The 23,644-nt window shown below is 57.0% G+C and carries 29 protein-coding genes and 1 pseudogene; 17 read left to right on the top strand and 13 right to left on the bottom strand.

The window, feature by feature from the left end; genetic code table 11:
- Positions 1–19: 19 nt before the first annotated feature.
- Genes CRO50_RS19365 through CRO50_RS19355 form a run of 3 tightly spaced genes read right to left on the bottom strand, consistent with a single transcriptional unit; the run spans position 20 to position 1,706 of the window.
- Positions 20–679 carry a DsbA family protein gene (locus CRO50_RS19365; RefSeq protein WP_027238632.1) on the bottom strand — a complete coding sequence of 220 codons (660 nt, stop codon included), beginning with the start codon at positions 677–679 and terminating at the stop codon, positions 20–22.
- Complete coding sequence (locus tag CRO50_RS19360) at positions 676–1,098, bottom strand: disulfide bond formation protein B (RefSeq protein WP_009807981.1); 423 nt, start codon at positions 1,096–1,098, stop codon at positions 676–678. Before CRO50_RS19360 ends, CRO50_RS19365 begins: the two co-directional genes overlap by 4 nt.
- 5 nt (positions 1,099–1,103) lie before the next feature.
- A complete protein-coding gene (locus CRO50_RS19355; protein WP_232617642.1) occupies positions 1,104–1,706 on the bottom strand; it encodes an SCO family protein in 603 nt (200 codons plus the stop codon).
- 171 nt (positions 1,707–1,877) lie between these two features.
- On the opposite strand from CRO50_RS19355, the gene CRO50_RS19350 reads away from it, so the two are divergent.
- The 5 genes and pseudogenes from CRO50_RS19350 (at position 1,878) to CRO50_RS19330 (ending at position 5,562) form a co-directional block, all read left to right on the top strand.
- Positions 1,878–2,306, top strand: coding sequence for a MerR family transcriptional regulator (locus tag CRO50_RS19350; RefSeq protein ID WP_027238634.1), 429 nt, complete (start codon positions 1,878–1,880; stop codon positions 2,304–2,306).
- A gap of 1 nt (position 2,307) precedes the next feature.
- Positions 2,308–2,625, top strand: coding sequence for a YnfA family protein (locus CRO50_RS19345; RefSeq protein ID WP_027238635.1), 318 nt, complete (start codon positions 2,308–2,310; stop codon positions 2,623–2,625).
- A gap of 207 nt (positions 2,626–2,832) precedes the next feature.
- Positions 2,833–3,432 carry a cation efflux transmembrane domain-containing protein gene (locus CRO50_RS19340; protein ID WP_027238636.1) on the top strand — a complete coding sequence of 200 codons (600 nt, stop codon included), beginning with the start codon at positions 2,833–2,835 and terminating at the stop codon, positions 3,430–3,432.
- Positions 3,433–3,527: 95 nt separating this feature from the next.
- Positions 3,528–4,121 (top strand): annotated as a pseudogene (locus tag CRO50_RS19335) (transglutaminase-like domain-containing protein); the annotation flags it as partial.
- Positions 4,122–4,200: 79 nt separating this feature from the next.
- A complete protein-coding gene (locus CRO50_RS19330; protein ID WP_040182552.1) occupies positions 4,201–5,562 on the top strand; it encodes an ISKra4 family transposase in 1,362 nt (453 codons plus the stop codon).
- Here CRO50_RS19330 and CRO50_RS19325 read toward each other — a convergent pair.
- Both CRO50_RS19325 and CRO50_RS19320 read right to left on the bottom strand, forming a co-directional pair.
- Positions 5,501–5,809, bottom strand: a complete 309-nt coding sequence (locus CRO50_RS19325) for a PIN domain-containing protein (protein WP_232617643.1) — start codon at positions 5,807–5,809, stop codon at positions 5,501–5,503. The genes CRO50_RS19330 and CRO50_RS19325 overlap by 62 nt on opposite strands.
- Positions 5,806–6,927: a helix-turn-helix domain-containing protein gene (locus tag CRO50_RS19320; protein ID WP_028095403.1), complete on the bottom strand. Its 1,122-nt coding sequence runs from the start codon at positions 6,925–6,927 to the stop codon at positions 5,806–5,808. Before CRO50_RS19320 ends, CRO50_RS19325 begins: the two co-directional genes overlap by 4 nt.
- A gap of 173 nt (positions 6,928–7,100) precedes the next feature.
- Here CRO50_RS19320 and CRO50_RS20540 point away from each other — a divergent pair, with 173 nt between their 5' ends.
- Positions 7,101–7,220, top strand: a complete 120-nt coding sequence (locus CRO50_RS20540; protein WP_232617646.1) for a DUF2188 domain-containing protein — start codon at positions 7,101–7,103, stop codon at positions 7,218–7,220.
- Positions 7,221–7,238: 18 nt separating this feature from the next.
- Complete coding sequence (locus CRO50_RS19310; protein WP_028095405.1) at positions 7,239–7,448, top strand: hypothetical protein; 210 nt, start codon at positions 7,239–7,241, stop codon at positions 7,446–7,448.
- A 296-nt stretch (positions 7,449–7,744) separates the two neighbouring features.
- On the opposite strand, the gene CRO50_RS19305 is transcribed toward CRO50_RS19310, so the two are convergent.
- Positions 7,745–8,587 carry a hypothetical protein gene (locus CRO50_RS19305; protein ID WP_028095406.1) on the bottom strand — a complete coding sequence of 281 codons (843 nt, stop codon included), beginning with the start codon at positions 8,585–8,587 and terminating at the stop codon, positions 7,745–7,747.
- Positions 8,588–8,823: 236 nt separating this feature from the next.
- Entirely contained in the window at positions 8,824–9,477 is a 654-nt protein-coding gene (locus CRO50_RS19300) for a hypothetical protein (RefSeq protein WP_051693628.1), read from the bottom strand.
- Between the two features lie 473 nt (positions 9,478–9,950).
- On the opposite strand from CRO50_RS19300, the gene CRO50_RS19295 reads away from it, so the two are divergent.
- Both CRO50_RS19295 and CRO50_RS19290 read left to right on the top strand, forming a co-directional pair.
- Positions 9,951–10,193: a type II toxin-antitoxin system ParD family antitoxin gene (locus CRO50_RS19295; RefSeq protein ID WP_028095408.1), complete on the top strand. Its 243-nt coding sequence runs from the start codon at positions 9,951–9,953 to the stop codon at positions 10,191–10,193.
- Positions 10,194–10,198: 5 nt separating this feature from the next.
- Positions 10,199–10,519, top strand: coding sequence for a type II toxin-antitoxin system RelE/ParE family toxin (locus CRO50_RS19290; RefSeq protein WP_028095409.1), 321 nt, complete (start codon positions 10,199–10,201; stop codon positions 10,517–10,519).
- Positions 10,520–10,727: 208 nt separating this feature from the next.
- On the opposite strand, the gene CRO50_RS19285 is transcribed toward CRO50_RS19290, so the two are convergent.
- The 6 genes from CRO50_RS19285 to CRO50_RS20425 all read right to left on the bottom strand — a co-directional run bounded on the left by CRO50_RS19285 (position 10,728) and on the right by CRO50_RS20425 (position 15,985).
- Positions 10,728–12,050 carry an APC family permease gene (locus CRO50_RS19285; RefSeq protein WP_097147521.1) on the bottom strand — a complete coding sequence of 441 codons (1,323 nt, stop codon included), beginning with the start codon at positions 12,048–12,050 and terminating at the stop codon, positions 10,728–10,730.
- The gene (locus tag CRO50_RS19280) at positions 12,043–12,735 is read right to left on the bottom strand and encodes a TVP38/TMEM64 family protein (RefSeq protein ID WP_028095411.1); all 693 of its coding nucleotides are present in this window, start codon (positions 12,733–12,735) and stop codon (positions 12,043–12,045) included. Before CRO50_RS19280 ends, CRO50_RS19285 begins: the two co-directional genes overlap by 8 nt.
- Positions 12,732–14,180: a multicopper oxidase family protein gene (locus CRO50_RS19275; protein ID WP_028095412.1), complete on the bottom strand. Its 1,449-nt coding sequence runs from the start codon at positions 14,178–14,180 to the stop codon at positions 12,732–12,734. Before CRO50_RS19275 ends, CRO50_RS19280 begins: the two co-directional genes overlap by 4 nt.
- A 15-nt stretch (positions 14,181–14,195) precedes the next feature.
- The gene (locus CRO50_RS19270) at positions 14,196–14,657 is read right to left on the bottom strand and encodes a rhodanese-like domain-containing protein (protein ID WP_035367136.1); all 462 of its coding nucleotides are present in this window, start codon (positions 14,655–14,657) and stop codon (positions 14,196–14,198) included.
- 21 nt (positions 14,658–14,678) lie between these two features.
- Positions 14,679–15,065, bottom strand: a complete 387-nt coding sequence (locus tag CRO50_RS19265) for a DUF302 domain-containing protein (protein WP_009573613.1) — start codon at positions 15,063–15,065, stop codon at positions 14,679–14,681.
- A gap of 89 nt (positions 15,066–15,154) precedes the next feature.
- Positions 15,155–15,985 carry an EF-hand domain-containing protein gene (locus CRO50_RS20425; protein ID WP_229861857.1) on the bottom strand — a complete coding sequence of 277 codons (831 nt, stop codon included), beginning with the start codon at positions 15,983–15,985 and terminating at the stop codon, positions 15,155–15,157.
- Here CRO50_RS20425 and CRO50_RS19255 point away from each other — a divergent pair.
- The 8 genes from CRO50_RS19255 to lgt all read left to right on the top strand — a co-directional run bounded on the left by CRO50_RS19255 (position 15,947) and on the right by lgt (position 23,620).
- A complete protein-coding gene (locus CRO50_RS19255) occupies positions 15,947–16,669 on the top strand; it encodes a response regulator (RefSeq protein WP_009573615.1) in 723 nt (240 codons plus the stop codon). The genes CRO50_RS20425 and CRO50_RS19255 overlap by 39 nt on opposite strands.
- A complete protein-coding gene (locus tag CRO50_RS19250) occupies positions 16,666–18,051 on the top strand; it encodes an ATP-binding protein (protein WP_028095414.1) in 1,386 nt (461 codons plus the stop codon). Before CRO50_RS19255 ends, CRO50_RS19250 begins: the two co-directional genes overlap by 4 nt.
- Before the next feature lie 22 nt (positions 18,052–18,073).
- Complete coding sequence (locus CRO50_RS19245; protein ID WP_198431755.1) at positions 18,074–18,373, top strand: SHOCT domain-containing protein; 300 nt, start codon at positions 18,074–18,076, stop codon at positions 18,371–18,373.
- A gap of 47 nt (positions 18,374–18,420) precedes the next feature.
- Complete coding sequence (locus tag CRO50_RS19240) at positions 18,421–20,421, top strand: heme lyase CcmF/NrfE family subunit (protein ID WP_097147520.1); 2,001 nt, start codon at positions 18,421–18,423, stop codon at positions 20,419–20,421.
- 3 nt (positions 20,422–20,424) lie between these two features.
- A complete protein-coding gene (locus tag CRO50_RS19235; protein ID WP_038068298.1) occupies positions 20,425–20,985 on the top strand; it encodes a DsbE family thiol:disulfide interchange protein in 561 nt (186 codons plus the stop codon).
- A 1-nt stretch (position 20,986) separates the two neighbouring features.
- The gene (locus CRO50_RS19230; RefSeq protein WP_028095417.1) at positions 20,987–21,457 is read left to right on the top strand and encodes a cytochrome c-type biogenesis protein; all 471 of its coding nucleotides are present in this window, start codon (positions 20,987–20,989) and stop codon (positions 21,455–21,457) included.
- A complete protein-coding gene (gene ccmI / locus CRO50_RS19225) occupies positions 21,454–22,617 on the top strand; it encodes a c-type cytochrome biogenesis protein CcmI (protein ID WP_097147519.1) in 1,164 nt (387 codons plus the stop codon). Before CRO50_RS19230 ends, ccmI begins: the two co-directional genes overlap by 4 nt.
- Positions 22,618–22,714: 97 nt before the next feature.
- A complete protein-coding gene (gene lgt / locus CRO50_RS19220; protein WP_028095401.1) occupies positions 22,715–23,620 on the top strand; it encodes a prolipoprotein diacylglyceryl transferase in 906 nt (301 codons plus the stop codon).
- The last annotated feature ends 24 nt before the right edge of the window (positions 23,621–23,644 follow it).

The raw sequence follows: 23,644 nt of genomic DNA, 5'->3' as shown, positions 1-23,644 counted from the left end.
TTGGTCCTGCCTTTTCCATTCAGCTTTGCACGGCGGCAACTTCCGCGGCCACTAATCGACGCAGTTCTGCCTCCCCGAATGGATCGAGCGACTTGCCGTTTACAAAGAAAGTAGGAGTCTGGCGAACTCCCACGGTTTCGACGTCCGCACGATCCTGATTCAGGATCGCAACGACATCCGGTGCCAGCATTTGCGTGCGCGCGGCCTCTGCATCGAGTCCGGCAGTGGCGGCGATCTGGAGGATCAGACCGGGCTCAGGCGCGCCGTGCGACGCCCATCTCGGCTGATCCCGCAGAACGGCTTCGAGCACCGGCTCGTAAACGCCTTGCATGCGTGCTGCCTCGAGCACGCGGATCGCTTCCTCGGATGCCTCGCCATGAAACGCGGTGTAGCGGACAACGACGCGGACGGCATCTCCATGCTGTGCCATGATGTCCTTCACGATCGGATGGAAGGCGCGGCAAGCCTCGCAGGCCGGGTCAAAGAATTCGACAATCGTGACGGGCGCGTCGGCAGGTCCGAGGATGGGCGAGTAAGAGCGGATCATCGCGTCCGCGAGTTCCGGCGCAACGGTTTTTGCTTCGGCCGCGGGGCCGGGGCGAGTCGCGTACCAAGTGGCTCCGCCGAAACCGGCAACGCCGAGGGCGAGAACGGACAGGATTAAGCCGCGTCGATTCATGTTTGTGTTTCCTTCAATGAAAGTGCCGACAGGAACCCGATCAGTGCGAAGGCGACCAGCGCCATCAGCGGGATCGGAATGCCGAAGACCAATTGGTTATCATCGGTGCAAGAGGGGCCGGTGGCCGTGCAGGGCTGGATGCGTTCGGGGATCAGGCCCGCGTAGAGGCCCATGTGCCACAGGGCGACCACGCCACCACCAAGCGCCAGAGCGATGCCATAGCGCCCGACGCTGCCGTCTCGCCACCAAAGGCCGAGGCCGAGAATGATCGCGAGCGGGAACATGAAGGCGCGCTGGAACCAGCACAGCACGCAGGGTGTCTGCCCCATCACTTCGCCGATGAAAAGTACAGCAAGCGAGGCGACGAGGGCAACGATCCATGCCAGCCCGAGGGCGGTTTCTGCGGGTACGCGGTTCATGTCGGTCAGATCCTCTCTTCCAGATCGGCGAGAATCTCTTCAGCGGACGTGCCATAGGGCCATGAGTCTGCAAAGCCTGCCTCGGGATCGAATAGAAACAGATGTGACGTGTGGCCCATTGTGTAGCCATCCGGAGCTGTAGCCTCTTCGATGCGTTCAAAGAAGATCGGAAACGTTTCGGATGTAGCGGCGATCTGTTCGGGCGTACCTGTCAGCCCGATGATGTTCGCATCGAACAGCGGAACGAATTCGGCGAGTGCCATGGGCGTGTCCCGTTCGGGGTCGATGGTTATGAAAATCGGCTGGACCCTCGCGGCATTGTCGCCCAGACCGTCCATCACCGCCGCGACCTCAGACAGTGTCGTCGGGCAGACATCGGGGCAGTTGCTGAAGCCGAAAAATACCAACATCCAACGCCCCGAAAAGTCTTCTTCCGTGCGAACCACACCTTGGTGGTCCGTCAATTCGAATGCAGCGACAAACGCTGGATCGTTGTCGGTTCGGGCGCGGTCAGCGCGATAGTCCGACCAGAGCAAAAGCCATACGAAGGCAAGCGACGCGACGCCTGCCAAAACCCAAAGAAATTTCTGTGCCGATGTAAGGGACAAACCTGCGCGCCTGATTTTGATTCTTGATTATTGTCGCGTTTGCATCCTCTAGCTACTAGAGGTTCAAGCGCGAAATCACGTTGTGGCTTAAACTCACGCGTCTGTGAATCCGGCACTTGTCTATTGAGGCGGCAAAACCTACACAGACTGTAACTTTTCATGGAGGCGAAGATGCTCACGATCGGCACTCTGTCAAAGAAGACCGGCACAAAGGTGCAGACCATTCGGTACTACGAGCAGATCGGGCTCATGCCCGAACCTGGCCGGACTGAAGGCGGACAGAGGCGCTATGACAATGCACAGCTCGACCGACTGTCCTTCATCCGCCATTCGCGACAACTCGGCTTCTCGCTTGATGCGATCCGCGAGCTGCTCGACCTCAGCGACCAGCCCAATCGGCCCTGCGAAGAAGTCGACGCGATTGCGCGTCGCCAGCTAAAGCAGGTGGAGCAGCGCATGGCCCGTCTGAAGGCGCTGCGCACCGAACTGAAACGCATGGTTCACGAATGCAGCGGTGGACGTACCGCCGATTGCAAGGTGCTTGAGGTGTTGCGGGATCATTCCGAATGTTTGACCGAACACGACGAGATCGGTGCCTGAGATGCCTGCCGCGCTTGCCTATCCGCTTGCGGCCTTGGCCGAGATCGCCGGGTGTTTCGCGATCTGGAGTTGGTGGCGCCTCGGCGCATCCGCGGCCTGGCTCGTACCCGGTATTGTAGCCTTGGTGGTATTCGGGTGGCTTCTGGCGCAAGTCGAAACGGTTGCTGCGGGCCGCGCGTTTGCCGCCTATGGCGGAGTCTACATTGCGGCTTCGATACTGTGGATGTGGCTTGCAGAGGGTCACAGACCGGACAGGTGGGATACGCTTGGCACAGCCGTTTGCTTGCTCGGCGCAGCTATAATACTGGCCGCGCCATGAACCAATTGAACTTTATGGTTTGAACTTGAAACCGTCTCAAATCGCGATCTCATCGCCCCATAAAAAGGGCTATACTCTACTTTGGTTGAGACGCCTGACTGACAGCTCCCGGCGGTCGTAAATGGAACTGACCATTATTAATCAATCCGGAACTCTGATCTGCCCGAGAGGTTGAAGGATCATAGTCGACCAAGCGGAATGGGAAGTATGACTGCAGGAAAAGGAGCAAGCGAAAGACGCACCCTTTGGATTGTTCTCGGTCTAAACGTGGGTCTTGCCATGGCCTTTTTTGCGACCGGGGCCTTCGGGGATTCCAGTGCCCTGATCGCAAACGGGCTCGACAACCTTTCAGACAGCTTGGTCTACGCAATCAGTCTGTTTGCATTGTCGCGGTCTGCGAAATGGAAACGTGGTGCGGCGAATGTCTCGGGCTGCTTGCTGATCGTGTTCGCCATCGGGATCCTTTATGATGCTTGGCGCCGCTATGTCGGTGGGTCGGATCCCCTTGGCACCGTTATGATCGTCATGGCGCTGAGCGCGGCGGCCATCAACTCAGTTTGTGTCTGGTTGCTCGCTCGGCTCAAAGATCCGGACGTCAACATCCGCGCGGCCAATACTTTCAGCTGGAACGACTTTGCGGCAAACCTCGGAATCGTGGTCGCAGGTGGCCTCGTTGCCTGGCTGGGAACGAACTGGCCCGACCTAGTCGTCGGTGTGATTATCGCCGGGATCGCGGCCTGGGGCGGCGTCAATATCCTACGCGACGCACACGGTGAACACCACAAAGCAGTTCACACGGACAAGTAGTTGCGAGAGATCGTTTCTAAAAGAAGGGGTTGAAGCTGCAGTAACTATAGAGACTAGTCTGTTCCAAGACGATTCGAGGAGCGACTCCGTTGCAGATAACCAACCCCCTACTTGCACCCACCAAACTACTGGATTTTGATGCCGCGCCTCTTGCGCATCTAATAGAGAGCCGCAGCTGGCGCGACTTATCCGAATACGATCGGATCGGAGCTGCCTATGATTTCGTTCGAAATGAAATCTCGTTCGGATACAATCGAGCTGACGACATCCCCGCATCCGAGGTACTTTCCGACGGCTACGGGCAGTGCAATACGAAAGGCACGCTCTTAATGGCGCTGCTGCGTGGTGTTGGCGTTCGTTGCCGGTTGCATGGGTTTACGATCCACAAAGGCTTGCAGCGCGGTGTTGTCCCAGAGTTGGTGTATCCGCTTGCTCCAGAGGAAATTCTCCATTCGTGGGTAGAGATCGAATTTCAAGGGGCCTGGATCAACCTTGAAGGCTTCATCCTGGATGACGCTTTCTTCGAAGTCCTGCAAAGATCGTTCTCGGACACGGACAGTCTCTGCGGTTATGGCGCGGGCACAGATTGCCTTGGCGCACCTCCCGTCGCCTGGAACGGAGAAGATACCTACATTCAGAAAACCGGCATCGTGCAAGATTTCGGCGTGTACGATACGCCCGACGCCTTCTAGGGAGTGGACAAAACATGGGGGTCATCTTCGTCGTTGCGGCCCGTGCTAAGGTGAGTTCTTTGCGTGTGGGGCTGCCATGGACGTACGGATTACAATCGAAACTACCTTCGACAACGGGGAGAAGCGCACTCATCAGCTTGACGGCATTTCACGACCCTACCGGGTGACCTGTCCAGACGGGATCGGGTTGCGCCTCGAGGATGGGAAGAGGGTTGTCGAACAGATTCAGCGGGCAATTCTTTGCGATCAGGTTGAGGAAATCATCCGAGAAAGCCGCGTATGCCCGGATTGCGCCTCGGTTCGTGCCATTCATGACTATCGCACGCGCGATCTCGACACGCTCTTTGGGCGGGTTCGGGTCAAAGCCGCGCGCTTGCGCCGCTGTTCGTGTGATGCCAGGTCAGCGGCGATGCCCGGCGGACCTATTTCTCCGCTGGCCTATTTCTTTCCTGACCGGGCTACCCCGGAGCTGCAGCGGCTCCATGCGGAACTCGGGTCCCGGCATTCCTTTCGCGAAGCCGCGCGGCTGATGAAAAGCTTCCTCCCCTGCCATCCGCCCCATCACACCACGGTGCGTGACCGGTTGGGAAGAGTAGCCGCGGGGCTCGAGAAAAGTCGAAGGGCATCAGGCGATCCCGCTGAAGCACTTCCCAAAGGGGGTTTGACGGTTTTTCTGGACGGTGCGCATATCCGCTGTCGACCGGAGTATCAGCAGCGACACCTGGATCTTGTGGTCGGCAAGATTGAAAGTCGCAATATGTGCCGACGATTTGGCTTGGTCGCCAATGCGACGGCATCGCCAGGCAGCCGGATGCGAGAAGAGCTGTCAGACTTTGGATGGAAGCCGGGCCGTCTGTTGACGGTAATCTCTGATGGCGAGCTTGCTCTCCCGAACCTCATACGGAATGCCATGGGTGGCGACGGCCAGGTGAAGCATATCCTCGACTGGTGGCACATCTCGATGCGTATTCGACATGTCGAGGCCGCCGTTCAGGGTCTGGTCCAGATACCGGGATTCACTGGAATTCCGGTGCTGTTCCAGCGCCCCGCGAAAAGCCTTCGCTGGTGGCTGTGGCATGGCAGAGCACGGGTCGCGGAAACTTATCTGAAAGGGCTCATGCACGATTGCACCCGCCTTGCGGAAGAACCTTTGGCTGTCCGCACCGCTGCCGCTCGTGTGCAGGCCCGATGCGGGACACTGTACACCTATCTCGCGAACAACATGGAATCTCTTGTCGACTATGGCCGACGGTACCGTAACGGGCTGCCCATCTCGTCATCTCGTGCCGAAGGATCAGTCGATGACATTGCCAATGCCCGCATGGGAAAGCGCAGAAGGATGCGGTGGTCGCCCAAAGGGGCTCACCGAGTAGCCGTCACAAGGGCCGCAGTTCTCGATGGTCGGCTGACCGTCGCAAACAGAAAACGCGCCGCATGACCCCCATGTTTTGTCCACTCCCCTTCAGTGCGAAAACCCGCGCGACCTCTTCGCCCGGCAGATCATAGGTGGCAAGGCCACCATCTTCGAGCATCCGCCATTCCTGCGCCGTGAAGTCGAGGAGCTCCTCCTCACGGATGGGCAGGGGCACGATGAACCGATAGGGCAGCCGCAGCAGGACGTGCAGCAACTCTCCCTTCTTCAGGTCGATCAGGCAGGACGCATCATTGACGACGATACAGGTCACTGGTCACGCGGCCCCCTGATGTCACGTTCGACAACGCTCAAAGGGAGCCCGAGCATCTGGGCAGCGCGAACAGGCGAAATCAACTCCTCGCCGAGCGCGCGCCAAACGAGGCGCTCGAAGCGTTGCGGCTTCTCGAAGGCCGCGAAACCCTCACCGGGACCGATAGGCTCCGGCTCTTCGCGCCGCCAGCTTCGCGCATAGGTCTTGAACGCATATTCCACAGCGCTCTTCGACAGAATGCCCACTTGGCCGAGCCGCACGAGCATCGCGGCGGCAGAGACTCCGTAGGTGCGCTTGAGCCGCATGATCTCTATCCAGGTCATGCCGTGCCGGTTCCGGCCAGCTTCCTCTTCCAGATGCTCGCGCGGGATAAGAAACGCCCCCGCGAAGCGGTGCATGGACGGCTCCTTTTTCAGCGCGACATTGCCGGTCTCGATGATGATCCGATGCGCGAGCTCATGGGCGAGGTTGAAGCGCTTGCGCTCGACGTTGGTGTGCCGCGAGACGACGATCACCTCAGTCGGTGCACCTTCCGCCCGCTCAACATGACAAGCCAGCCCGTTGATGCGCTCAGGTAGATCGGCCTCGATGACCTTGAGCCCCTTGTCTTCGAGCAGGGCGGTCATGCTTGGGATGGGGTCGATCCCGAGCTTCCACTCGCGCCGCACGTCCCGCGCTTTGGCGTCGATGGCCTCTTCATCGGCTACCATGTCCACGCGCAGCGCGGCGAACGGGTCTTCAGCCGGATGCAGGTCGAGGATGTCCTCGATGGCGAGATAGTCTTCGAGCTTCTCGATCACGATGGCTTCCGCCATCGCGCGATCCTGCGCCGAGGCAGTCGAGTTCTTCCGCCACTCGACGCTTTCCAGAGCTTCGACCTGGCCACCGACAAGAAAATCCAGCGACACGCCGAGCGCCTTTCCGAGGCCGACCAACACCGACGAGGACGGCATCATCTTGTCCGCTTCGTATTTGCTGATGGCCTGCGCCGACACGCTTGGGGTCACGCGGTCGGCGAGAGCTTGCATGGATAGGCCAGCCCGCTTGCGGGCAAGCCTGAGCCTTTGTCCGAACATGGTCCTCTCCCGGCGGTTGTTGTTTTGGTTGATAAGCGCCATTTCCTAATCTATATTTAAACACAAGGTTGGCAGAATCGTCAACCGAAATCGACATATGGAGCTTAAAATGTCTAAGAAAAATCAGCATGTTGTGCCGCATCAGGGCGGTTGGGCAGTGAAGGGGGGCGGGCAACTCCCGCGCGTCTTCCGTCCATGGCACGCAGCGCGAGGCCATCGCGGCCGCGCGAGAATCCGCCATGCGCCAGGGCAGCGAGATGCTGATCCACGGCGAGAACGGTCGCATCCGCGAGCGTAACACCTACGGCAACGATCCCTTCCCTCCGAAGGGCTAACAGAAAAGGAACGACGCGATGGCTCGCATCGAAATGCGGTTCAATGGCCGCAAGATCGCCTCTGCCGCCCAGCTTCAGCGTGAGCTGACGCGCAGCATGGAGAAGCACGTTGAAGACAGCCTCAAGAAGGCTGCCGGTCCCGGCGTGCGGATGAAGAAGACCCGCGAAGGCTACAGCTTCGAGGGCTCGCCCGAGCAGATCGAGCGCATGAAGAAGCGGCTGCGCTGACGTGGCCGTCGAAGCCGCCCACAGCGACTTCACCTCCCCAACTGGATTGCCCCTTCGGCTGGCAATCATCAACTCCGGTCGCTGAACCGCCGCTTGTAGCGGGAGACGGGAGTCCTTTCTCAGGCAACCGCCGTTCATACGACATTCAGGCCATCCCTTCCGGCTTCGGCCCCTCGGATAGGAAGGCACATGGCTTCAAGCCGATGCAGTGCTTCAAGAACTCACTGCGCGACCACACCGGCTATTGCGCCCACAATCTGGCTGAAGTCGAGCTTGATTGGCCAACTGAGTGAAAGTCACCGCGCAATCTCGCCAGCAAACACCGCCCGTCCGTGCACCGCCAAAGTTGCTGAAAACCTCTGGCACCCAAACTTGCGGATCACATCGAGTACCCGCGCTTCGTAGGCAGCGTGTCCGATCAAGCGACACAAGTCGGACGCGTGGAACTGGCGGTTCGCAGTTGGTGCGGCTTGCATCTGTCTCAGCAATTCGCGCTCTTTGGGATCCGTTATTGGTCTCGCGGGCGGCTTGACCGCGGGACAAGTTGGAGTTCCCCACGAATTTCGCCATCGGCGCATGAAGCCAAGCAGGAAGCCGGCCGGCACCCTGCCGTTGCCTCGGGATCGGTTGAAGGCGAGGAAGCGATCCCAGATGACCTGGGTGTCGATGTTCCAGCAGGGCAACGTGGCCTTCGCCGCTTTGATGAGCTCTGCCCAACTGGTCTGAAAAACGTTCGAACTCGCGGTGATATCGATCAGCCCTGAGAAGATAGTTTTGTTATTATTATCTCTAGATAGTGATGTGTCGTCTTCACCTGACACGAGATCATGGGGTTCACTCTCCTTGTCGAAGGCGGAAAACCGAAAGATCCAGGGCGCGAACTTGCCATTCGGCTTCGCCCGCTCGAGCTGCAACTCCGACGTCTCAAGTTCGCTCAAAAGAACCGAAAGATATTGTCGTGAAACACCCATCCTCTCCGCTAGGGCAGAGAGGGTGAAGGCTGCCGTTCCGCGCGACAAACCGTTGTAGCCATCCTTCCAGGCGATGGCATCGAGGATGAGGGTAGCAAGCTTGTGCGCTGCAACAGAGAGATTTGTCTGCGTGATCCGTCGCAGGATCAGGCCGGTCGTAGGTTCCATGGTCGAGGTCTCCTTGGAGAACCGACGCCATGTCGTGAGACAACAACATTCTTGCCAGCAAAACAACTTTGCTGGTTGCAGGTGTTTTAGCGGTGCGCTAGGAAACTCTTGTTCACGGAGTTTTCTAGCACGGCGTCAGGCTTCACGGTCTGGCGTCGTCTCCTTTTCGGGGGTTTTGCACAGCCTTACGTGCGGGGTTGAGATGACGCGCGCGGCAAAACCGCGCGCAGATTTTGTCAGTAGCGAACTTCTTCAGAACCATAGTTCCCGGCGTGATCACGCCAGTCGACGAAGACGGAACGGTAGAAGTAGCTGCCACATCCATTCGGGATGCTCAGGCCGGATGCGGCTGGCACCTGGCCCACGGTGGATCTTGTCCATCGGTAGTCGCCCTGCACGCCGTAGGACCCCAATCGCGTCGAGTCGCTGCGATTGCAGTCGCCATCTCGGTTTTCATGCTGGCGGTACTGGATGTGATAGACCCGTATGCTGCGCACGAAATCAAAGGCGTCGCCTGAGATGTCGATGTCAGCTTGCTCATCTGCTTGGACGTGAACAAGGGGTATCGGAGTCGATTCCTGCGGTTCGGGCGGATCGCGGAACGTGGTGTCATTAAGGCGTTCCATAGGCGACATCGGGCTGGGATCGTTGAACGACACACCCATCGGACACCGCCAGATTTGTAAGGGCGGCTCGATCGGCCATGGTGTGATCCGCCGAATGAAGACCGCTCTGGCATGCGCGCAGGGCGCGGAGGCAGGCCAGCCGCCCGCAAGGCAGAGGAGGATTGCACAGTCGACCTGATAGGCTTGAGCCGGACCTGACGAGGCCATTAGTCCGGATATGGTTAGTGCCGTGGCTGTTGCCACGCTGTGGATCACGTGCTTCATGATGCCGACTCCATCTATAATGGTGCAGCGATACGAAACAACATTAATGATAGCAAGACGATTTGATTGATGGTTGCTTGCGACTGTTCGCTTGTGTCGCTTGACCGCTTCCAAGATCTGACGCCGGTTCTGGCTGCTTCTGCGTCTTGAAAGTGGCCAAAATTGCGGACCCCTTTCACGTTAGCTGCTAAACAAACGTCTGTTACAAAGGGGAAATTGGGTGTTCCAATGTGGCCGCGAAAGTGGTCACGGAAGGACAGATCGAATGAGCCCTCCAAACCGCGTGGCGCAGCGCTCGTGGCCTCGGGAAGGGCTGTATCGGGAAACTGCCGGGCCCGGCTCTCCGCATGGAATCCGGGATCAGAAGGGCGGGAGCAGCCAGCGAGCCGATTTGGGGCCCAAGTTGGGATCGAGCATGAGCTTGAATATCTATGTCAGTATCTGATACGATTGAGCATGGATAGGAGAGTCTGATGCCAAACGTCCACCTGACCGAACCGATGCAGAAATATGTGCAGGCGCAGATCGAGTCCGGCGCCTACGCCAATCTGAGCGAAGTCGTGCGCGCCGGCGTAAGGATGCTGATGGAGAAGGATGGCGCCCGGCAGTTCTATTCCCTCAAGGCCGACCTAGAGGAAGCAGCCTCCCTGGCCGAAAATGGGGATTTCGCCGAGTTCGATGCTCATGCCTTCGAACCGGATGCGTTTGATCGCTGACCCACATGACTATTCGGCTTTCCGGTCGGGCCAGGGCCGACCTTGAAGAGATCCGTGCCTACACCGTCGAAACTTGGGGTAGGGATCAATGGCTCGTCTATTACCGCCAGTTGGTTAACGCCTTCGAGCAGATCACCGGGGATCCCGACCGGGGTCGGGACAGGAGTCTCTTCGTTCCGGGGATGCGGTCCGTCAACTGCCAACGTCACGTGATCTTCTACAAGCGGCTAGATGCCGCGGATGGGGCGGCAGTCATCCTGCGCATCGTGCACCAGCGCCGCAACATGCCCGCGCTCGTCTACTACGAGGGTCTCGACGGCGGTTAAGCTCTTGCGTTTCCTCATTTCAATGGCTCGACCAGTCTTCCATAGTCTTCACTGACCTCGTGAAACGCGCGTTGGCGCCCGGCATTGAGGCAACGGAAGTAGTCCTACACATCGGCAAAGTGGATCTCAAAATCGCTCAAACCCGACCAATTTGAATGTTGGAAGCGCTAAGAATTACTGCTTCGATACCTGGTCATCACGCGAGCACTCAATTCCCATTGTGATCATGTTGATGTGGCTCGGTTTTTGTGCGCTGAAGAAACCAATGCTCAAAGATCAATACACAAGCCATGATCGCGAATGCGACCACTACAATCATTGGATCGCTCTGCCACTTTAGTGAAGCGAATACGACAAGCACGATCGCGTCGAGACCGATTGCAGTCAACATGATCCATCCATGCGCAGAAAGCTCGGCCCTAAGGTTTCGGTACACTCCCCAGTGAATAACCATATCCATTACAAGGTAAAAGAAGGCCCCCATAGAAGCTATTCGGCTAACGTCGAAGAGAATGGTCAGCAGGCTCGCAATCACTACTGTGTAGATCAGTGTATGGTCGCGGACTCCGCCTGACATCCCAAAATGACTGTGCGGGATCAATTTCATCTCTGTCAGCATTGCCAACATACGAGATACCGCAAAGATGCTGGCAATCACGCCTGATGCAGTTGCGATCAAAGCGAGCGCGACGGTCAGATAGAAGCCCGTTTCCCCAAGGGACGGTGCTGCCGCTTCCGCGAGCGCATAGTCTTTTGCTTCGACGATCTTGCCAAGCGGCAAGCTGCTTCCCACCGCAAATGCTACCAAGAGATACACCACTACGCAGACCGCCAATGAAATGATGATCGCGCGTCCGATGTTGCGGTGTGGGTCCACTATCTCGGCGCCGCTGTTGGTGATTGTCGTGAACCCTTTGAATGCCAGAATTGCCAACGCTGTGGCACCAACAAATCCACTGAGACCCTGTGAAGCTGTTCCATCTCCTGTTGTGCCAAAAGTAAACCCGCCGGCCCAAAGCGCAGAGATCCCAAACAGAGTGATACCGCCAACTTTCAGTACGGCGAGCAATTGGGAAATCCAGCCTACAGAGCGGTTGCCCGAGATGTTGACGACATAGGCTGCGATAATGAGAGCAACGCCTATTGCCGGAACCAGTAAGCCATCTGGTGCAATGCCCAGTCCACGGAGCAAATAGTTTGCGAAGGTCCGTGCGACTAGGCTTTCGTTAATGACCATTGACAGAGCCATAAGCAAAGCCGCTGCAGCGGCTACGGCGGTTGGTCCATAGGCCTCTTGCAGGATCATTCCAATTCCGCCAGCTGACGGGTAGGCATTGGACATTCTTATGTAAGTGTAAGCGCTGAAGGCTGTAACGATGGCTCCAACGATGAACACAAGTGGAAAGGTAGGGCCGGCCAGTTCCGCAATTTGGCCTGTGAGTGCCAGAATTCCGGCGCCAATCATGACACCAGTCCCCATGGCGACGGCATCCCAAAGAGAAATGCTGCCCGCTTTATAGTCGCTATTCATCGTCGATCTGCTTTCTATTTTTGAGGGTCAAAAAGACAAAAGGCAGTGCTGTCACAACCCCAAGTCCTATCGTGATCCATTCAGCCGTTCCCCAATCCCCTGACATGGCCACAGCTCCAAAATGGGCAAGAACAAAACTCGCCGGCAAAATCCCGGCAAAAGTTGCCAGCATGAAGCGCCATAGATGAAGTTGGCTCAAGCCCGCAACATAGCTGATTGCATCGAAAGAAACGAATGGAAGCAGGCGGGACGCAAACACTGATAACATCAGAGCCTTTTGCGACCCCAACAGCCCGAACTCTGAATATTTACCCAAAAAACGCCGAACTGTGCTTCGACCGAGTTTTCGCGCGATGACAAATGCGATTGTAGCACCGAGCTCCGAGCCTATGGCTACGTAGGCGGCTCCGAGATAGTGGCCAAATGCAGCCCCGGCGGCTAGTGCGATTGGTGCGCTCGGTATGGGGCTTGCGACAATCGCGAGGGCCATGAGTGCAATAACCGCGAGGGGGCCAACGGCTCCGGCATTTTCAATATGGCGCTGCACTTCAGCCTGTGAAAAGGCGACCCCAAGATTGCTCAGAGAAACCGTGCCCGAAAAAAGGCCGAAAACTGCAAGAGACAGAACAGTTGCTATCGCCAAACAACCAATCAGGCGACCATATCCCCATGCTTGCACGATCATGTGACCGTGAACTGCGCCATCATTCCTCCATCTTCGTGTTCAAGGATGTGACAGTGATACATGAAGGGATTGGCGCGATCTGCCGTCTGCTCAAAGCTGACCAGGATATCGACACGGCCATTTACGAGCACGGTATCCTTCCAGCCAGAATTTTGTATGCTTGGTTTCTTTCCGTTTTCGGCGAGCACCTGAAACCTCACGCCATGAACATGAAACGGGTGCATCATCATGTTTGAGGAGACTTGCCAAATCTCGGTCGCCCCCTTCGAAAGAGACAAGTCTATCCTCCCCATGTCGAAGGACTGCCCATTGATCGCAAACCGATCATTCGACCTACGCATCATCATGCCCATCCCCATTGGCATATCGAGTGTGATCTGACGTGTATTGACTGATCGGGCCTCACTGTCAGGCAGGACGCCGCCCAAGTCGGCGGGTATTTCCAGAATGCGGGCAGGAAGTCTCACATCCACACCAAAGGGTAGAACTACGAAGCTCCCCCCAGCAGTGCTCGCGCCGCCCATCATCCCACCCATCATCTGATTGGGATTTGCAGAGGATACCAGCGTGCCAGCCTCTCCTCCCGAAAAATCGACGAGGACTTCGTATCGTTCGCCGGGAGCGATCACGAGGGACTCAATTGCGACAGGTTGATTAAGATAGCCACTGTCCGTCGCGATGAGGTGCATCTCGCGACGGTCAGAAAACGATAGGGGATAAATCCTCGCGTTCGAGCCGTTGAGCAAGCGCAAACGGACAATACCGCGAGGGACGACAGCCTGGGTGCCTAGCTGACCGTTAACAAGAATGACATTTCCCATGAAACCCATCATCTGATCTGGCATAGACAGGCCATAATCGATGCGGCCCTGCCGGTCGAACCGGCGGTCTTGCAGAACCAATGTCAAATCATCGACGCCGTATGAGATCGGGAGACCCCGAGCATCGTCCCGACCGTCATCAACGTGGATCACACCGGCCAATCCCCTTTGAACTTGTCGTCCGGTGTCGCCATGAACGTGCGAGTGGTACCAAAGAGTAGCGGGTGGTTGTGTCAGATCCAGTTCGGGAGACCAAGTCGTGCCCGGTTCAATCGTCTGGTGTGGGCCGCCGTCAACTTCGCCGGGTATCAGCATACCGTGCCAGTGCACCGAGATTTTCTCTGACAGCGTATTGTCGATCTGTGCTTGCGTCGAAGCTCCTGCGGGAAGACGTAGTGTAGGCCCCAAAAAGGATTGGTTGAACCCCCAGGTTTCGCCGCCGCCCAGTCCTGTAAAATCGGTCTTGCCCTTTTGGGCAGTCAGACGGAAATGCCGATCGCGGGTTGCGTCGAGCAATGGTGGCATAGCCAACGCCCTGACACTCTCCTGTGCGATGGCCGCCAGCGGACCTGTGGCAAACGGCAGGCCAGCCAAGCCGGCGATGAAGGCTCTACGATTGGTCATGGTATAGCTTGTGTCTCACGCTAGCTCACTTGGGAGGGCGGCCAGTGCGGCTTCTCTTGTTACTGTCGGCAGACCTTGCTCGATCCAGCCGGATCTCCCCGGGGCGCCAAGCATCCCGCCTACGGCGTCAACAAAGCCGGCAGCTTTCGCTTCACGCAACTTGCTCATTACGAGACCTGAGCGATGGCCGGTCCGACAAATCAGGGCGACCGGGCGTCCCGCAGCAAGATCGCGGGCGGCGAAGAGGCGCTCCCCGAACCGCGGATGGGTCATGTCGATTGGCCACGCCCCCTCCGCGACGCCGGTATCTTGCCATTCCTCGGGTCTGCGGATGTCCACAAGCCTTGCCAAATCGCTTTTCAGCGCATCATGGAGAGTATCGAGCGCCCATACGTCATGGTTGTCAGCCCAAGCTGGCGAATAGGCAAGCAAGGTGCTCGATGCGAACAGGCCAAAAGTTTGACGGCGGCTCAGCATGGTCTGCCTCCTCAGTTTAGTTTATGCGTTGTCAACCGCAGATCGCAGCATATCGCGCACCTGCGCGGCGACTTCGTGCAGCTTCTCATTCTCGACAGCGGCCATCGAAGCCACAGGATCAACAGCGCTGATTTCAGTGCCGTTTTCGACCGTCCGCAAGATCACGTTGCAAGGCAGCATCGATCCTATACGGGGCTCCAGCCCAATGGCCTCCCATGCCATATGAGGGTTGCACGCACCCAGAATGCGGTATCCATCCATGTCGCGGTCAATCTTTTTCTTCATTGTTGCCTGGACGTCGATTTCGGTCAGTACACCAAATCCCTTTTCTTTCAGGGCTTCGCGCAGGCGCATCTCCGCATCATCAATCGCCGTATTGGGCAGATGTCTGTTGTAGGTATAACTCATTTTGAGCCCTCTCGATCTTGTTCAGGCAAACCCAAAGCGCCGAACCGTTGACGGGCTTGCCTGAATGGGGAAATTCTGAACGACGGGGTTCAGTTGTCTTGGTCCGTCATCATTCCGGGATTTGCTGTCATACCCTGTGCCATGTTGTCGGCAGGGGCGACTATTTCGCCTTGAGAAATCTGGCCGTCGCCATCAGCATCGAGCATCTGGAAACGATCGACCATGGTCTCGCGCATCGCCTTGGCGTGAAGCGACGCGAATTCGTCAATCGAGAGCGTGCCGTTACCGTCGGCGTCATAGTCCGACAGCATCGACTGAAGGCCCTCATGCGCCTCTTCGGGAGACACTGCGCCGTTTCCATCCATATCGAACATTGACATCATGTTGCCCCCCATCATCGGGAACATACCTTGACCGGTTGTGCTTGGTCCCATGATGCTGCCGTTTCCGCTCATCATGCCCGAATGCATTTGCATCATCATGCGCATCATGCCGTGCATCATCTGAAGATGCTCGGCCATCTGACTGGGATCCATCATGCCGCCACCCATCAGCATTCCGGGCCCGCCCGTCCCTGCCATCGGTTGAGCAAGTACATTGGGAGAGACGCTTTCAGCGCCCGCAGCTTGGTGATGGCTGTCATCGGCGAGCGCAGCACCTGCTGTGAGAACGGCAACCAGAAGACCGGTAGAAATTTTTGTTGAGTAGGACATTTTGAAGCCTTTCCTTCTTTTGACCTCATACAACTTGGCATCAAACATTTGAATGTAAGGACGTACACCCGTGGATTTGTATCCGTCTGTCGCAATGGACAGGGGCTGATACAATTGGCGACAAAAAGGAACCTGACCGTCTGATTTCCAATGCTTTAGAAGGGCCCCATGCAACACGCGCCACATATTCTCGTCGTGGATGACCATGAACAGATCCGGAAAAGTGTAACCCGCTATCTGGAAAAGAATGGCATGCGAGCAACCGCTGCCAAGGATGCGGCGGAGATGGACGCGAAGCTGGCTGTCGGAAGCTTCGACCTACTGGTCCTGGATATCATGATGCCTGGCGAGGATGGCCTTTCCGTTTGCCAACGTCTGTCAAGCGAAGGGCGACTGCCGATCATCATGTTGACCGCGCTCGGTGAAGATGCGGACCGTATTGTCGGTTTGGAGATCGGTGCGGACGATTATCTTCCCAAGCCGTTTAATCCACGCGAACTCCTTGCGAGGATCAAAGCCGTCCTGCGAAGAAGCGAGCACAAAGAAGCCTTCACCGGATCTCTGAGCGGCCGCAAAGTCCGCTTTGCACACCTTACCTTGGATGTAGACCGGCAGGTGCTTCTCGACGACGCGGGACAAGAGACCGCTCTTACGGTCGCAGAATTCAAACTGCTGACGGTCCTTCTGGAGCGCCCTCGGATGGTGTTGAGCCGCGATCAGTTGCTAGATCTTTCTCAGGGCATTTCCGCTGGTCCGTTGGACAGGAAAATTGACAACCAGATTTCGCGCCTTCGGCGAAAGCTCGAGCCCGACATTCTCCGTCCACGTATTATCAAGACGATCAGAAGCGGCGGCTACTGCCTGTCGGTCGACGTCGAGGTGTCCGAATGATCTGGCGGCTCCTACGATCTCTCCGGATCCAACTCGTTCTTCTCATCATTATCGCGTTGGGGATCGCACAGTTTGTCAGCCTGTGGCTCTTCGCCGATGAACGAAGCCTCGCCATACGGGCTGCTCTTGGGTTTGAGGCAGCTGGACGAGCGGCAAATGTTGCGCGCTTGATTGAAGAGGCACCCGCTGACCTGCGCCCATCAATTATCCGCGCGGCGAACTCGCCCCTTGTTCGCTTTGACCTCGGGACGAAGCCGCTTGTGCAACATAGCGACCATTCGGATGGCGGGTTGGTTGAAACCCGCGTCCGCGCACTCCTGAACGACAGCTACAGTCGCGACATTCGTGTAGAGCTTCACCAGATCCAAGGCGCGATCCTGCCGCTACCGAACCTGTCGCACGAAATGACCGAGATGCACTTGGCCATGATGCGAGGTGAACTGTCCGCTATCGAGATGAACCTTTCAATTTCGATCGCCGGTGGCCAGTGGTTGAACGTAAGTACGCGCTTTGAGCGTCCGCCGATCCAGTGGCCGCTTTATTCCATGCTGACATTTGGTCTGACGGCAATGGCCCTGTTGGTCGCAGTGAGCTGGTTTGTCATGACCGGACTGCTGGGCCCTCTGCGGCGATTGGCCGGGGCGTCGGAACGATTGGGGCGTGGAGAAGACATAGACGCGTTGCCAGAACGGGGACCCCAGGAGGTTCGGGAGCTGACCGCTGGTTTCAACCGCATGCAGGACAGGCTGACACGGTTCGTTGCCGACCGAACGAGGGTTCTGGCGGCCCTTGGACATGATCTTCGATCTCCGCTTACCGCAATGAGAGTACATTCAGAAATGGTAGAGGAAGACGAAACCCGAGAGAGTCTCGTCGCAACCGTCGAAGAAATGCAGTCGATGGTGGAAGCAACCCTTACCTTCGCGAAAGGTCTCTCAGGGAACGAACCAATGCAGGATGTTGACCTGCAATCGTTCCTAGAAGCTCTGCGGGGGGATATGGTCGTACCGTTTGTGCTCTCTGACGGCCCCGAAGTCACGGTTCGATTGCGCCCCAATGCCATTCGACGGGCATTGCGAAACGTGATCGAGAACGCGGTGCGCTACGGCGGGTCCGCAACGCTGGGCTGGATATCAGCCGATGGGGAAATAGAAATTTCCGTCACTGACAGAGGGCCGGGGATTCCAACCGCAGAATTGGAACGCGTATTTGACCCATTCTTCAGGCTTGAAGAAAGCCGATCTCTGGAAACCGGCGGGCATGGGCTGGGCCTGTCGATCGCAAGGTCCATTCTTCGCGCGCAGGGTGGGGAGATCAGTCTGGCGAACCACCCGGACGGCGGGCTTATCGCGACAATTCGATTGCCAGTTGCTGAAACATGAAATGACAGAAAAGGAAACCGACATGCTTAGACTTACCAACACAACCGCAGCATTCACGCTGTTCGCGACGGCCGCCATGGCGGACCCAGGCGGAGATTATTACGGCCACATGTGGGGCGGTGGATTTGGAATGCTGGGAGGGCTGATGATGATCGTGTTCTGGGGCGTGATTATTGCGCTGATATTCTTCGCCGTTCGCTGGTTCAGCGAAAAGGACCGTGTTTCCGGGTCTAGTGCTCAGGACATTCTCAGGGATCGCTTCGCGCGCGGTGAGATTGATGAAGACGAGTATCGCAAGCGCAAGGCCGCTTTAGACGACTGAGAAACTGATCACCAGTCGATCCCACTGCCAAAGATCATGAGGCTCCTATGACCCCGGAACTCGGCCATTTTGTGCTGGCCCTCGCATTGGCGTTGGCCATCGTCCAATCGACTATTCCTCTTTTCGGCGCGGCCCGGGGCAATCTTCTCTGGATGCGTTCAGCCCGGTCAACTGCTTTTGGGCAGGTCGTCTTCGTCGGACTTGCCTTTGCCGCCTTGATGCGCGCTTTTGTTGTCTCTGATTTCACTGTTTTGAACGTCGCGAACAATTCGCATTCGCTGAAACCAATGATCTTCAAAGTCGCGGCGACTTGGGGAAGTCATGAAGGATCGTTGCTGCTCTGGGTCTTCATTCTGACCATCTTCGGTGCTGCGGTTGCTGCTTTCGGCTCAAACCTACCGGAAACACTTCGAGCGCGAACTTTGGCAATGCAGGCATGGATCAGCGTCGGGTTTCTGTCCTTCCTTCTCTTTACATCCAATCCGTTCGAGCGCGTCTTTCCTCCGCCGCTTGATGGCGCTGACCTCAATCCTCTGCTCCAGGATATCGGCCTCGCGATGCACCCGCCGCTGCTGTATTTTGGATATGTCGGCTTCTCGATCGTCTTTTCGTTTGCAGCCGCAGCCTTGATCGAGGGACGGATCGACACAGCCTGGGCAAGATGGGTTCGACCCTGGACACTGGCCGCGTGGATCAGCCTGACTGCGGGGATAGCTCTCGGATCGTGGTGGGCATATTACGAACTGGGTTGGGGTGGATGGTGGTTCTGGGACCCGGTTGAAAATGTCAGTTTTATGCCCTGGCTTCTCGGGACAGCACTTCTCCATTCGGCGATTGTCACTGAAAAGCGTGACGCGTTCAAAAGCTGGACAATCCTGCTCGCGATCTTGACGTTTTCGCTGTCACTCCTCGGCACATTTGTGGTTCGGTCTGGCTTGCTGACCTCTGTGCATGCTTTTGCCGTGGATCCGGAGCGAGGCCTATACATTCTTGGCCTGCTTGCGATTTCAATTGGTGGCTCACTTGCACTCTATGCGTGGCGGGCGCCAATGATGGAAGGTGGCGGGTTGTTTAAGCCGATTAGTCGAGAGGCAGGGTTGTTGCTAAACAACCTGATCCTGGCTACAGCGACTGGCACGGTTCTGTTCGGTACGCTTTATCCGCTGTTTCTCGAAGCCGTTTCTGGTGACAAGATTTCCGTCGGTCCGCCGTTCTTCAATGGCGCGTTCGTACCAATGATGCTCCCCTTGGTTTTTGTCATGGGTCTCGGGCCGTTTTTGTCCTGGAAACGAGCCGATCTGGTCGGAGTGCTTCAACGTGTCCGCTTCGTGGTGGTGCTGGCGGTGCTGGCAACGCTCGCAATTTGGTATTTCGCCAAAGGCGGGCCCGTGTTGGCATATCTTTCGATCCTCATCGCGCTTTGGTTGTTTTTTGCTTCCATACGTGAATGGGCGCTGCGGGTTCGTTTGTTCGAGGTTCCGCTCCAGGAAAGCATCCGGCGTGCCCGCAATTTGCCCCGCGCGGCGCATGGAATGACGCTCGCTCATGCGGGAGTTGCGGTCTTGATGATCGGCATGATTGGCTCTTCGGTTTGGAAATCTGAAGAGATCGCATTTGTAGAGCCCGGCACGAGTGTCAACATTGCGGGATTTGATGTCACATTTGAAGGTGTGCAGCGCGTTCGTGGCCCGAACTATATTGCGGATCAGGGAACCCTGCGCGTCGAAAGGGGCGGCTCTTTCGTGACGGCTCTCAAACCTGAGCGGCGCAGCTATCCGGTCGCACAAAGTACGACAACAGAATCGGCGATACGGTCAACCCTGGCGGGAGACCTATACGCTTCGATCACGGAACCCTCTCTGGACAAAGCCGAAGAGAGCGGTGCCTGGACTCTGCGTATTCTCTATGAGCCATTCGTCGGCTTGCTTTGGTTGGGTGCGGCCATGCTTGTCATAGGCGGCAGTCTGTCCTTGTCCGATCGCCGCTTCCGTGTCGGGGCACCCCAAAGCTCCAAGGCACGATCCACGAAACCGGTCGCAGCGGAGTGAGCAATGAAACGAGCTGTAGCGATTATTCCCTTGGTACTGGCAGTGATTGTCGGCGGATTTTTCTTGTGGGGCCTGAATCCCAATCGTGACCCAAGCGAGATTCCTTCGGTTCTCATTTCTCAGCCAGCTCCCTCGTTCAATCTCGGGCCGGTGCCGGGTCTTGATGTACAGGGACTGTCTCGGGAAAACCTGCTCGGAAACCCAACGCCAGTCGTCGTCAATGTCTTCGCTTCCTGGTGCGTTCCCTGTCGTGCCGAACACGCGGTTCTGAGCGCTTTGGTTGAGCGCGATGGCGTGCGTTTGTTCGGGATCAACTACAAGGATCAACCCGCAGACGCGGTCAATTGGCTTCGAAATCTCGGGAACCCGTACGAACGTATTGGCTCGGATCTGTCAGGTCGTGCCGGGATCGAGTGGGGGATTTCGGGTGTGCCCGAGACATTCATTGTCGGAGGCGATGGAACGGTGCTCTACCGATACGTCGGCCCGATCGTCGGTGAAGAGGCTGTATCAGCCTTTCGCCAAGCTCTCCGACAAGCGGGTGTGTTAGAGGAGAGGAGCTGACATGCGTAGTTTCTTCCTTGTGTTGGCACTCATCATGCCAATGTCTGCGCAGGCTGTTGAGCCCGACGAAATCCTCTCCGACCCAATCCTCGAGGCTCGGGCACGGGAGGTTTCCAGGCAGCTTCGCTGCGTAGTTTGCCAAAATCAGGATATTGACAGCTCGAACGCCGGCGTTGCGCGCGACCTACGACTTTTGGTCCGGGAACGGTTGGTTGCGGGTGACACGAACGAAGATGCAATTGCTTTCATCCAAGCGAGATACGGCGACTACGTTCTACTGAAGCCTCCGTTTAAACCCGAGACCTACGCTCTCTGGTTTACCCCCCCACTCCTTGGGCTCTTGGCTCTGGGGATCGGTGGCGGCATCCTGATGGGCTCTCGAAAAAGAAAAAAAATCGCAGACCTGAGCGATGACGAGGAGGCCGAGGTCGCACGCATTTTCACTTCATCCAGCGAAGGGGACCACCGATGATATGGATTGCAATGGCAGTCCTCGCCTTGACTGCCTCAGGGATTGTTGCGGCTTCGGCGTGGAAGCCTGCCTTGGTGCAAGGTCCGGCCGAAGACAGGACTCTCGCAGTTTTGAAGGACCAGTTGTCTGAAGTCGATCGGGATGCTGAACGCGGCCTGCTTTCAGTCGCAGAGGCGCATGCGGCGCGACAGGAAATCAAGCGGCGGGTTCTCTCCGTGGGGAGAGTAAAAAACACCGGGGAATCCAGCGGCGGCGGCAGGGTCATACTCATGGCTGCTGCGGTCTTTGTGCCGCTGTTCGCGGCGGGGTATTACAGTTTTGCTGGAGCGCCAAACCTATCCAGCATCGCTTTCGAGGATCGCCAGGCAGAGGTCGCGCAAAATCGTGAAATCGAAGCGTTGGCGCAGAAGCTATTGCAGCGGTTGCAGGCGGATTCAGAAGGCGGAGCCTTGGAGGGCTGGATGCTCCTTGGACAGACCTTCATGAAATTGGGCCGCTCTTCGGATGCCGCATCGGCCTACGAGCGTGCAACACAATCCATGAATGCCGATTCTGCTGTGTTTTCGATCTATGCGGAAGCTCTCATCGTTTCCGAACAGGGGATCGTGACACCCCAAGCGAAGCGGGCCATTGCAAGAGCACTTGAGCTCGATCCGACCAATCCTGCTGGAACTTTTTACGATGCTGTCGGGCTTGCGCAAGCGGGTGCGAATGAGCAGGCCTACAATCGTCTTCTCACGCGATTGGACGAAGTGGATGGGTTCGCACCCTGGATGGAAACATTTGTCGCGGAAGCAAACCGGATAGGTGCGGCACTAGGCCGAGCGCCTATCAGTTTGTCGGATTATGCTCCAGTAATGTCAGGCAATTCGCCCGGCCCCACTGCTGCAGATGTCGAAGCGGCCAGCCAGATGGATGATGTCGATCGAGATGCATTTATCCGATCCATGGTGGAACGTTTGGCAACACGCCTTGAGGCTGAACCAGACGATATCGATGGATGGATGCGTCTTGGCAGGGCCTACAGGGTGCTCGGCGAAACTGACCTCGCCTTGAACGCGTACAGTCGAGCCAAAGAGCTATTGGTGCCCGTTTCCTCCGAAGACCCGCGCCAAAGTGTCATTTTGCAGTCCTTGGAAGAACTCCAGTCGGGCCAATAGCCCGCGGAAGCTTCACTCGCGATGAACAAACCATGAGAGAGCACGAACGGCGTATGTGCACGATCCGACCTCACCCGAATGACTAGAAAGAATGTCCATGCCTTTGTCCGCACTTCCGTTCCCAAATATCGGGCCGGATATATTTTCGGTTGAGATCGGCACGTTTACGTTGACTCTCCGCTGGTATGCGTTGGCCTATATCATCGGCCTTCTCGTCGGCTGGAGAATTTGTGTTGCCACGGTCAAACGCGCCGCTCTGTGGCCTGCATCGGGCGCCCCGCTAACACCGCGCCAAATTGAGGATCTTTTGACCTGGATTATCATCGGGGTGATCGTTGGCGGGCGGTTAGGGTTCGTGATGTTCTATCAGCGCGGGTTCTATCTTGCCAATCCGTTAGAAATTCTGAAGGTCTGGCAAGGGGGAATGTCATTTCATGGTGGGTTTGCTGGAGTAACCATTGCCGCGCTTGTTTATGGCATCCGTCAGCGTATGCCGCTCCTGAGCATGGCTGACCTTCTCGCTCTGGCAACGCCTCCGGGCTTGTTCTTGGGCCGGATCGCAAATTTCATAAACAATGAACTATGGGGCCGCCCATCGGACATGCCCTGGGCCGTCATATTTCCCGGTGACGCAGCGCAATCATGCCCGGGAATAACCGACATTTGCGCACGGCATCCTTCGCAACTGTACGAAGCCCTTTTGGAAGGCCTGTTGCTTGGCTTCGCTCTCCTATTCCTTGCGTGGCGGCGCGGATGGCTTAGGACACCAGGGGCAATTTGCGGGCTCTTCCTGGCCGGATATGGTTTTGCGAGAAGTTTTGTAGAGTTGTTTCGCCAGCCCGACGCTCAATTCGCAGACGTGAACAATCCGATTGGGTATGTTGTGCAGTTTGGTGACTGGGGGCTTACGATGGGGCAAGTCCTTTCCTTGCCGATGTTAGCCGCGGGATTTGGATTACTTTGGCTGGCGCAGAAGCGGTCCGCCATAGGATCGGCATCTTAGGGCGCAAATGAAACTTTCGACGCA

This window comes from Pseudooceanicola antarcticus (assembly GCF_900215355.1).
Lineage (GTDB): Bacteria > Pseudomonadota > Alphaproteobacteria > Rhodobacterales > Rhodobacteraceae > Pseudooceanicola > Pseudooceanicola antarcticus.
The sequence above is the reverse complement of the archived record's forward strand: the minus strand, read 5'-3'. Positions and strand labels throughout refer to the sequence as shown.

What these genes read in the sequence shown, in the direction of transcription:
- CRO50_RS19365 (WP_027238632.1), bottom strand. Translation starts at nt 679, where the DNA reads ATGAATCGACGCGGCTTAATCCTGTCCGTTCTCGCCCTCGGCGTTGCC.
- CRO50_RS19360 (WP_009807981.1), bottom strand. Translation starts at nt 1,098, where the DNA reads ATGAACCGCGTACCCGCAGAAACCGCCCTCGGGCTGGCATGGATCGTT.
- CRO50_RS19350 (WP_027238634.1), top strand. Translation starts at nt 1,878, where the DNA reads ATGCTCACGATCGGCACTCTGTCAAAGAAGACCGGCACAAAGGTGCAG.
- CRO50_RS19345 (WP_027238635.1), top strand. Translation starts at nt 2,308, where the DNA reads ATGCCTGCCGCGCTTGCCTATCCGCTTGCGGCCTTGGCCGAGATCGCC.
- CRO50_RS19340 (WP_027238636.1), top strand. Translation starts at nt 2,833, where the DNA reads ATGACTGCAGGAAAAGGAGCAAGCGAAAGACGCACCCTTTGGATTGTT.
- CRO50_RS19330 (WP_040182552.1), top strand. Translation starts at nt 4,201, where the DNA reads ATGGACGTACGGATTACAATCGAAACTACCTTCGACAACGGGGAGAAG.
- CRO50_RS19320 (WP_028095403.1), bottom strand. Translation starts at nt 6,927, where the DNA reads ATGGCGCTTATCAACCAAAACAACAACCGCCGGGAGAGGACCATGTTC.
- CRO50_RS19310 (WP_028095405.1), top strand. Translation starts at nt 7,239, where the DNA reads ATGGCTCGCATCGAAATGCGGTTCAATGGCCGCAAGATCGCCTCTGCC.
- CRO50_RS19305 (WP_028095406.1), bottom strand. Translation starts at nt 8,587, where the DNA reads ATGGAACCTACGACCGGCCTGATCCTGCGACGGATCACGCAGACAAAT.
- CRO50_RS19300 (WP_051693628.1), bottom strand. Translation starts at nt 9,477, where the DNA reads ATGAAGCACGTGATCCACAGCGTGGCAACAGCCACGGCACTAACCATA.
- CRO50_RS19295 (WP_028095408.1), top strand. Translation starts at nt 9,951, where the DNA reads ATGCCAAACGTCCACCTGACCGAACCGATGCAGAAATATGTGCAGGCG.
- CRO50_RS19290 (WP_028095409.1), top strand. Translation starts at nt 10,199, where the DNA reads ATGACTATTCGGCTTTCCGGTCGGGCCAGGGCCGACCTTGAAGAGATC.
- CRO50_RS19285 (WP_097147521.1), bottom strand. Translation starts at nt 12,050, where the DNA reads ATGAATAGCGACTATAAAGCGGGCAGCATTTCTCTTTGGGATGCCGTC.
- CRO50_RS19280 (WP_028095411.1), bottom strand. Translation starts at nt 12,735, where the DNA reads ATGATCGTGCAAGCATGGGGATATGGTCGCCTGATTGGTTGTTTGGCG.
- CRO50_RS19275 (WP_028095412.1), bottom strand. Translation starts at nt 14,180, where the DNA reads ATGACCAATCGTAGAGCCTTCATCGCCGGCTTGGCTGGCCTGCCGTTT.
- CRO50_RS19270 (WP_035367136.1), bottom strand. Translation starts at nt 14,657, where the DNA reads ATGCTGAGCCGCCGTCAAACTTTTGGCCTGTTCGCATCGAGCACCTTG.
- CRO50_RS19265 (WP_009573613.1), bottom strand. Translation starts at nt 15,065, where the DNA reads ATGAGTTATACCTACAACAGACATCTGCCCAATACGGCGATTGATGAT.
- CRO50_RS19255 (WP_009573615.1), top strand. Translation starts at nt 15,947, where the DNA reads ATGCAACACGCGCCACATATTCTCGTCGTGGATGACCATGAACAGATC.
- CRO50_RS20425 (WP_229861857.1), bottom strand. Translation starts at nt 15,985, where the DNA reads ATGGTCATCCACGACGAGAATATGTGGCGCGTGTTGCATGGGGCCCTT.
- CRO50_RS19250 (WP_028095414.1), top strand. Translation starts at nt 16,666, where the DNA reads ATGATCTGGCGGCTCCTACGATCTCTCCGGATCCAACTCGTTCTTCTC.
- CRO50_RS19245 (WP_198431755.1), top strand. Translation starts at nt 18,074, where the DNA reads ATGCTTAGACTTACCAACACAACCGCAGCATTCACGCTGTTCGCGACG.
- CRO50_RS19240 (WP_097147520.1), top strand. Translation starts at nt 18,421, where the DNA reads ATGACCCCGGAACTCGGCCATTTTGTGCTGGCCCTCGCATTGGCGTTG.
- CRO50_RS19235 (WP_038068298.1), top strand. Translation starts at nt 20,425, where the DNA reads ATGAAACGAGCTGTAGCGATTATTCCCTTGGTACTGGCAGTGATTGTC.
- CRO50_RS19230 (WP_028095417.1), top strand. Translation starts at nt 20,987, where the DNA reads ATGCGTAGTTTCTTCCTTGTGTTGGCACTCATCATGCCAATGTCTGCG.
- ccmI (WP_097147519.1), top strand. Translation starts at nt 21,454, where the DNA reads ATGATATGGATTGCAATGGCAGTCCTCGCCTTGACTGCCTCAGGGATT.
- lgt (WP_028095401.1), top strand. Translation starts at nt 22,715, where the DNA reads ATGCCTTTGTCCGCACTTCCGTTCCCAAATATCGGGCCGGATATATTT.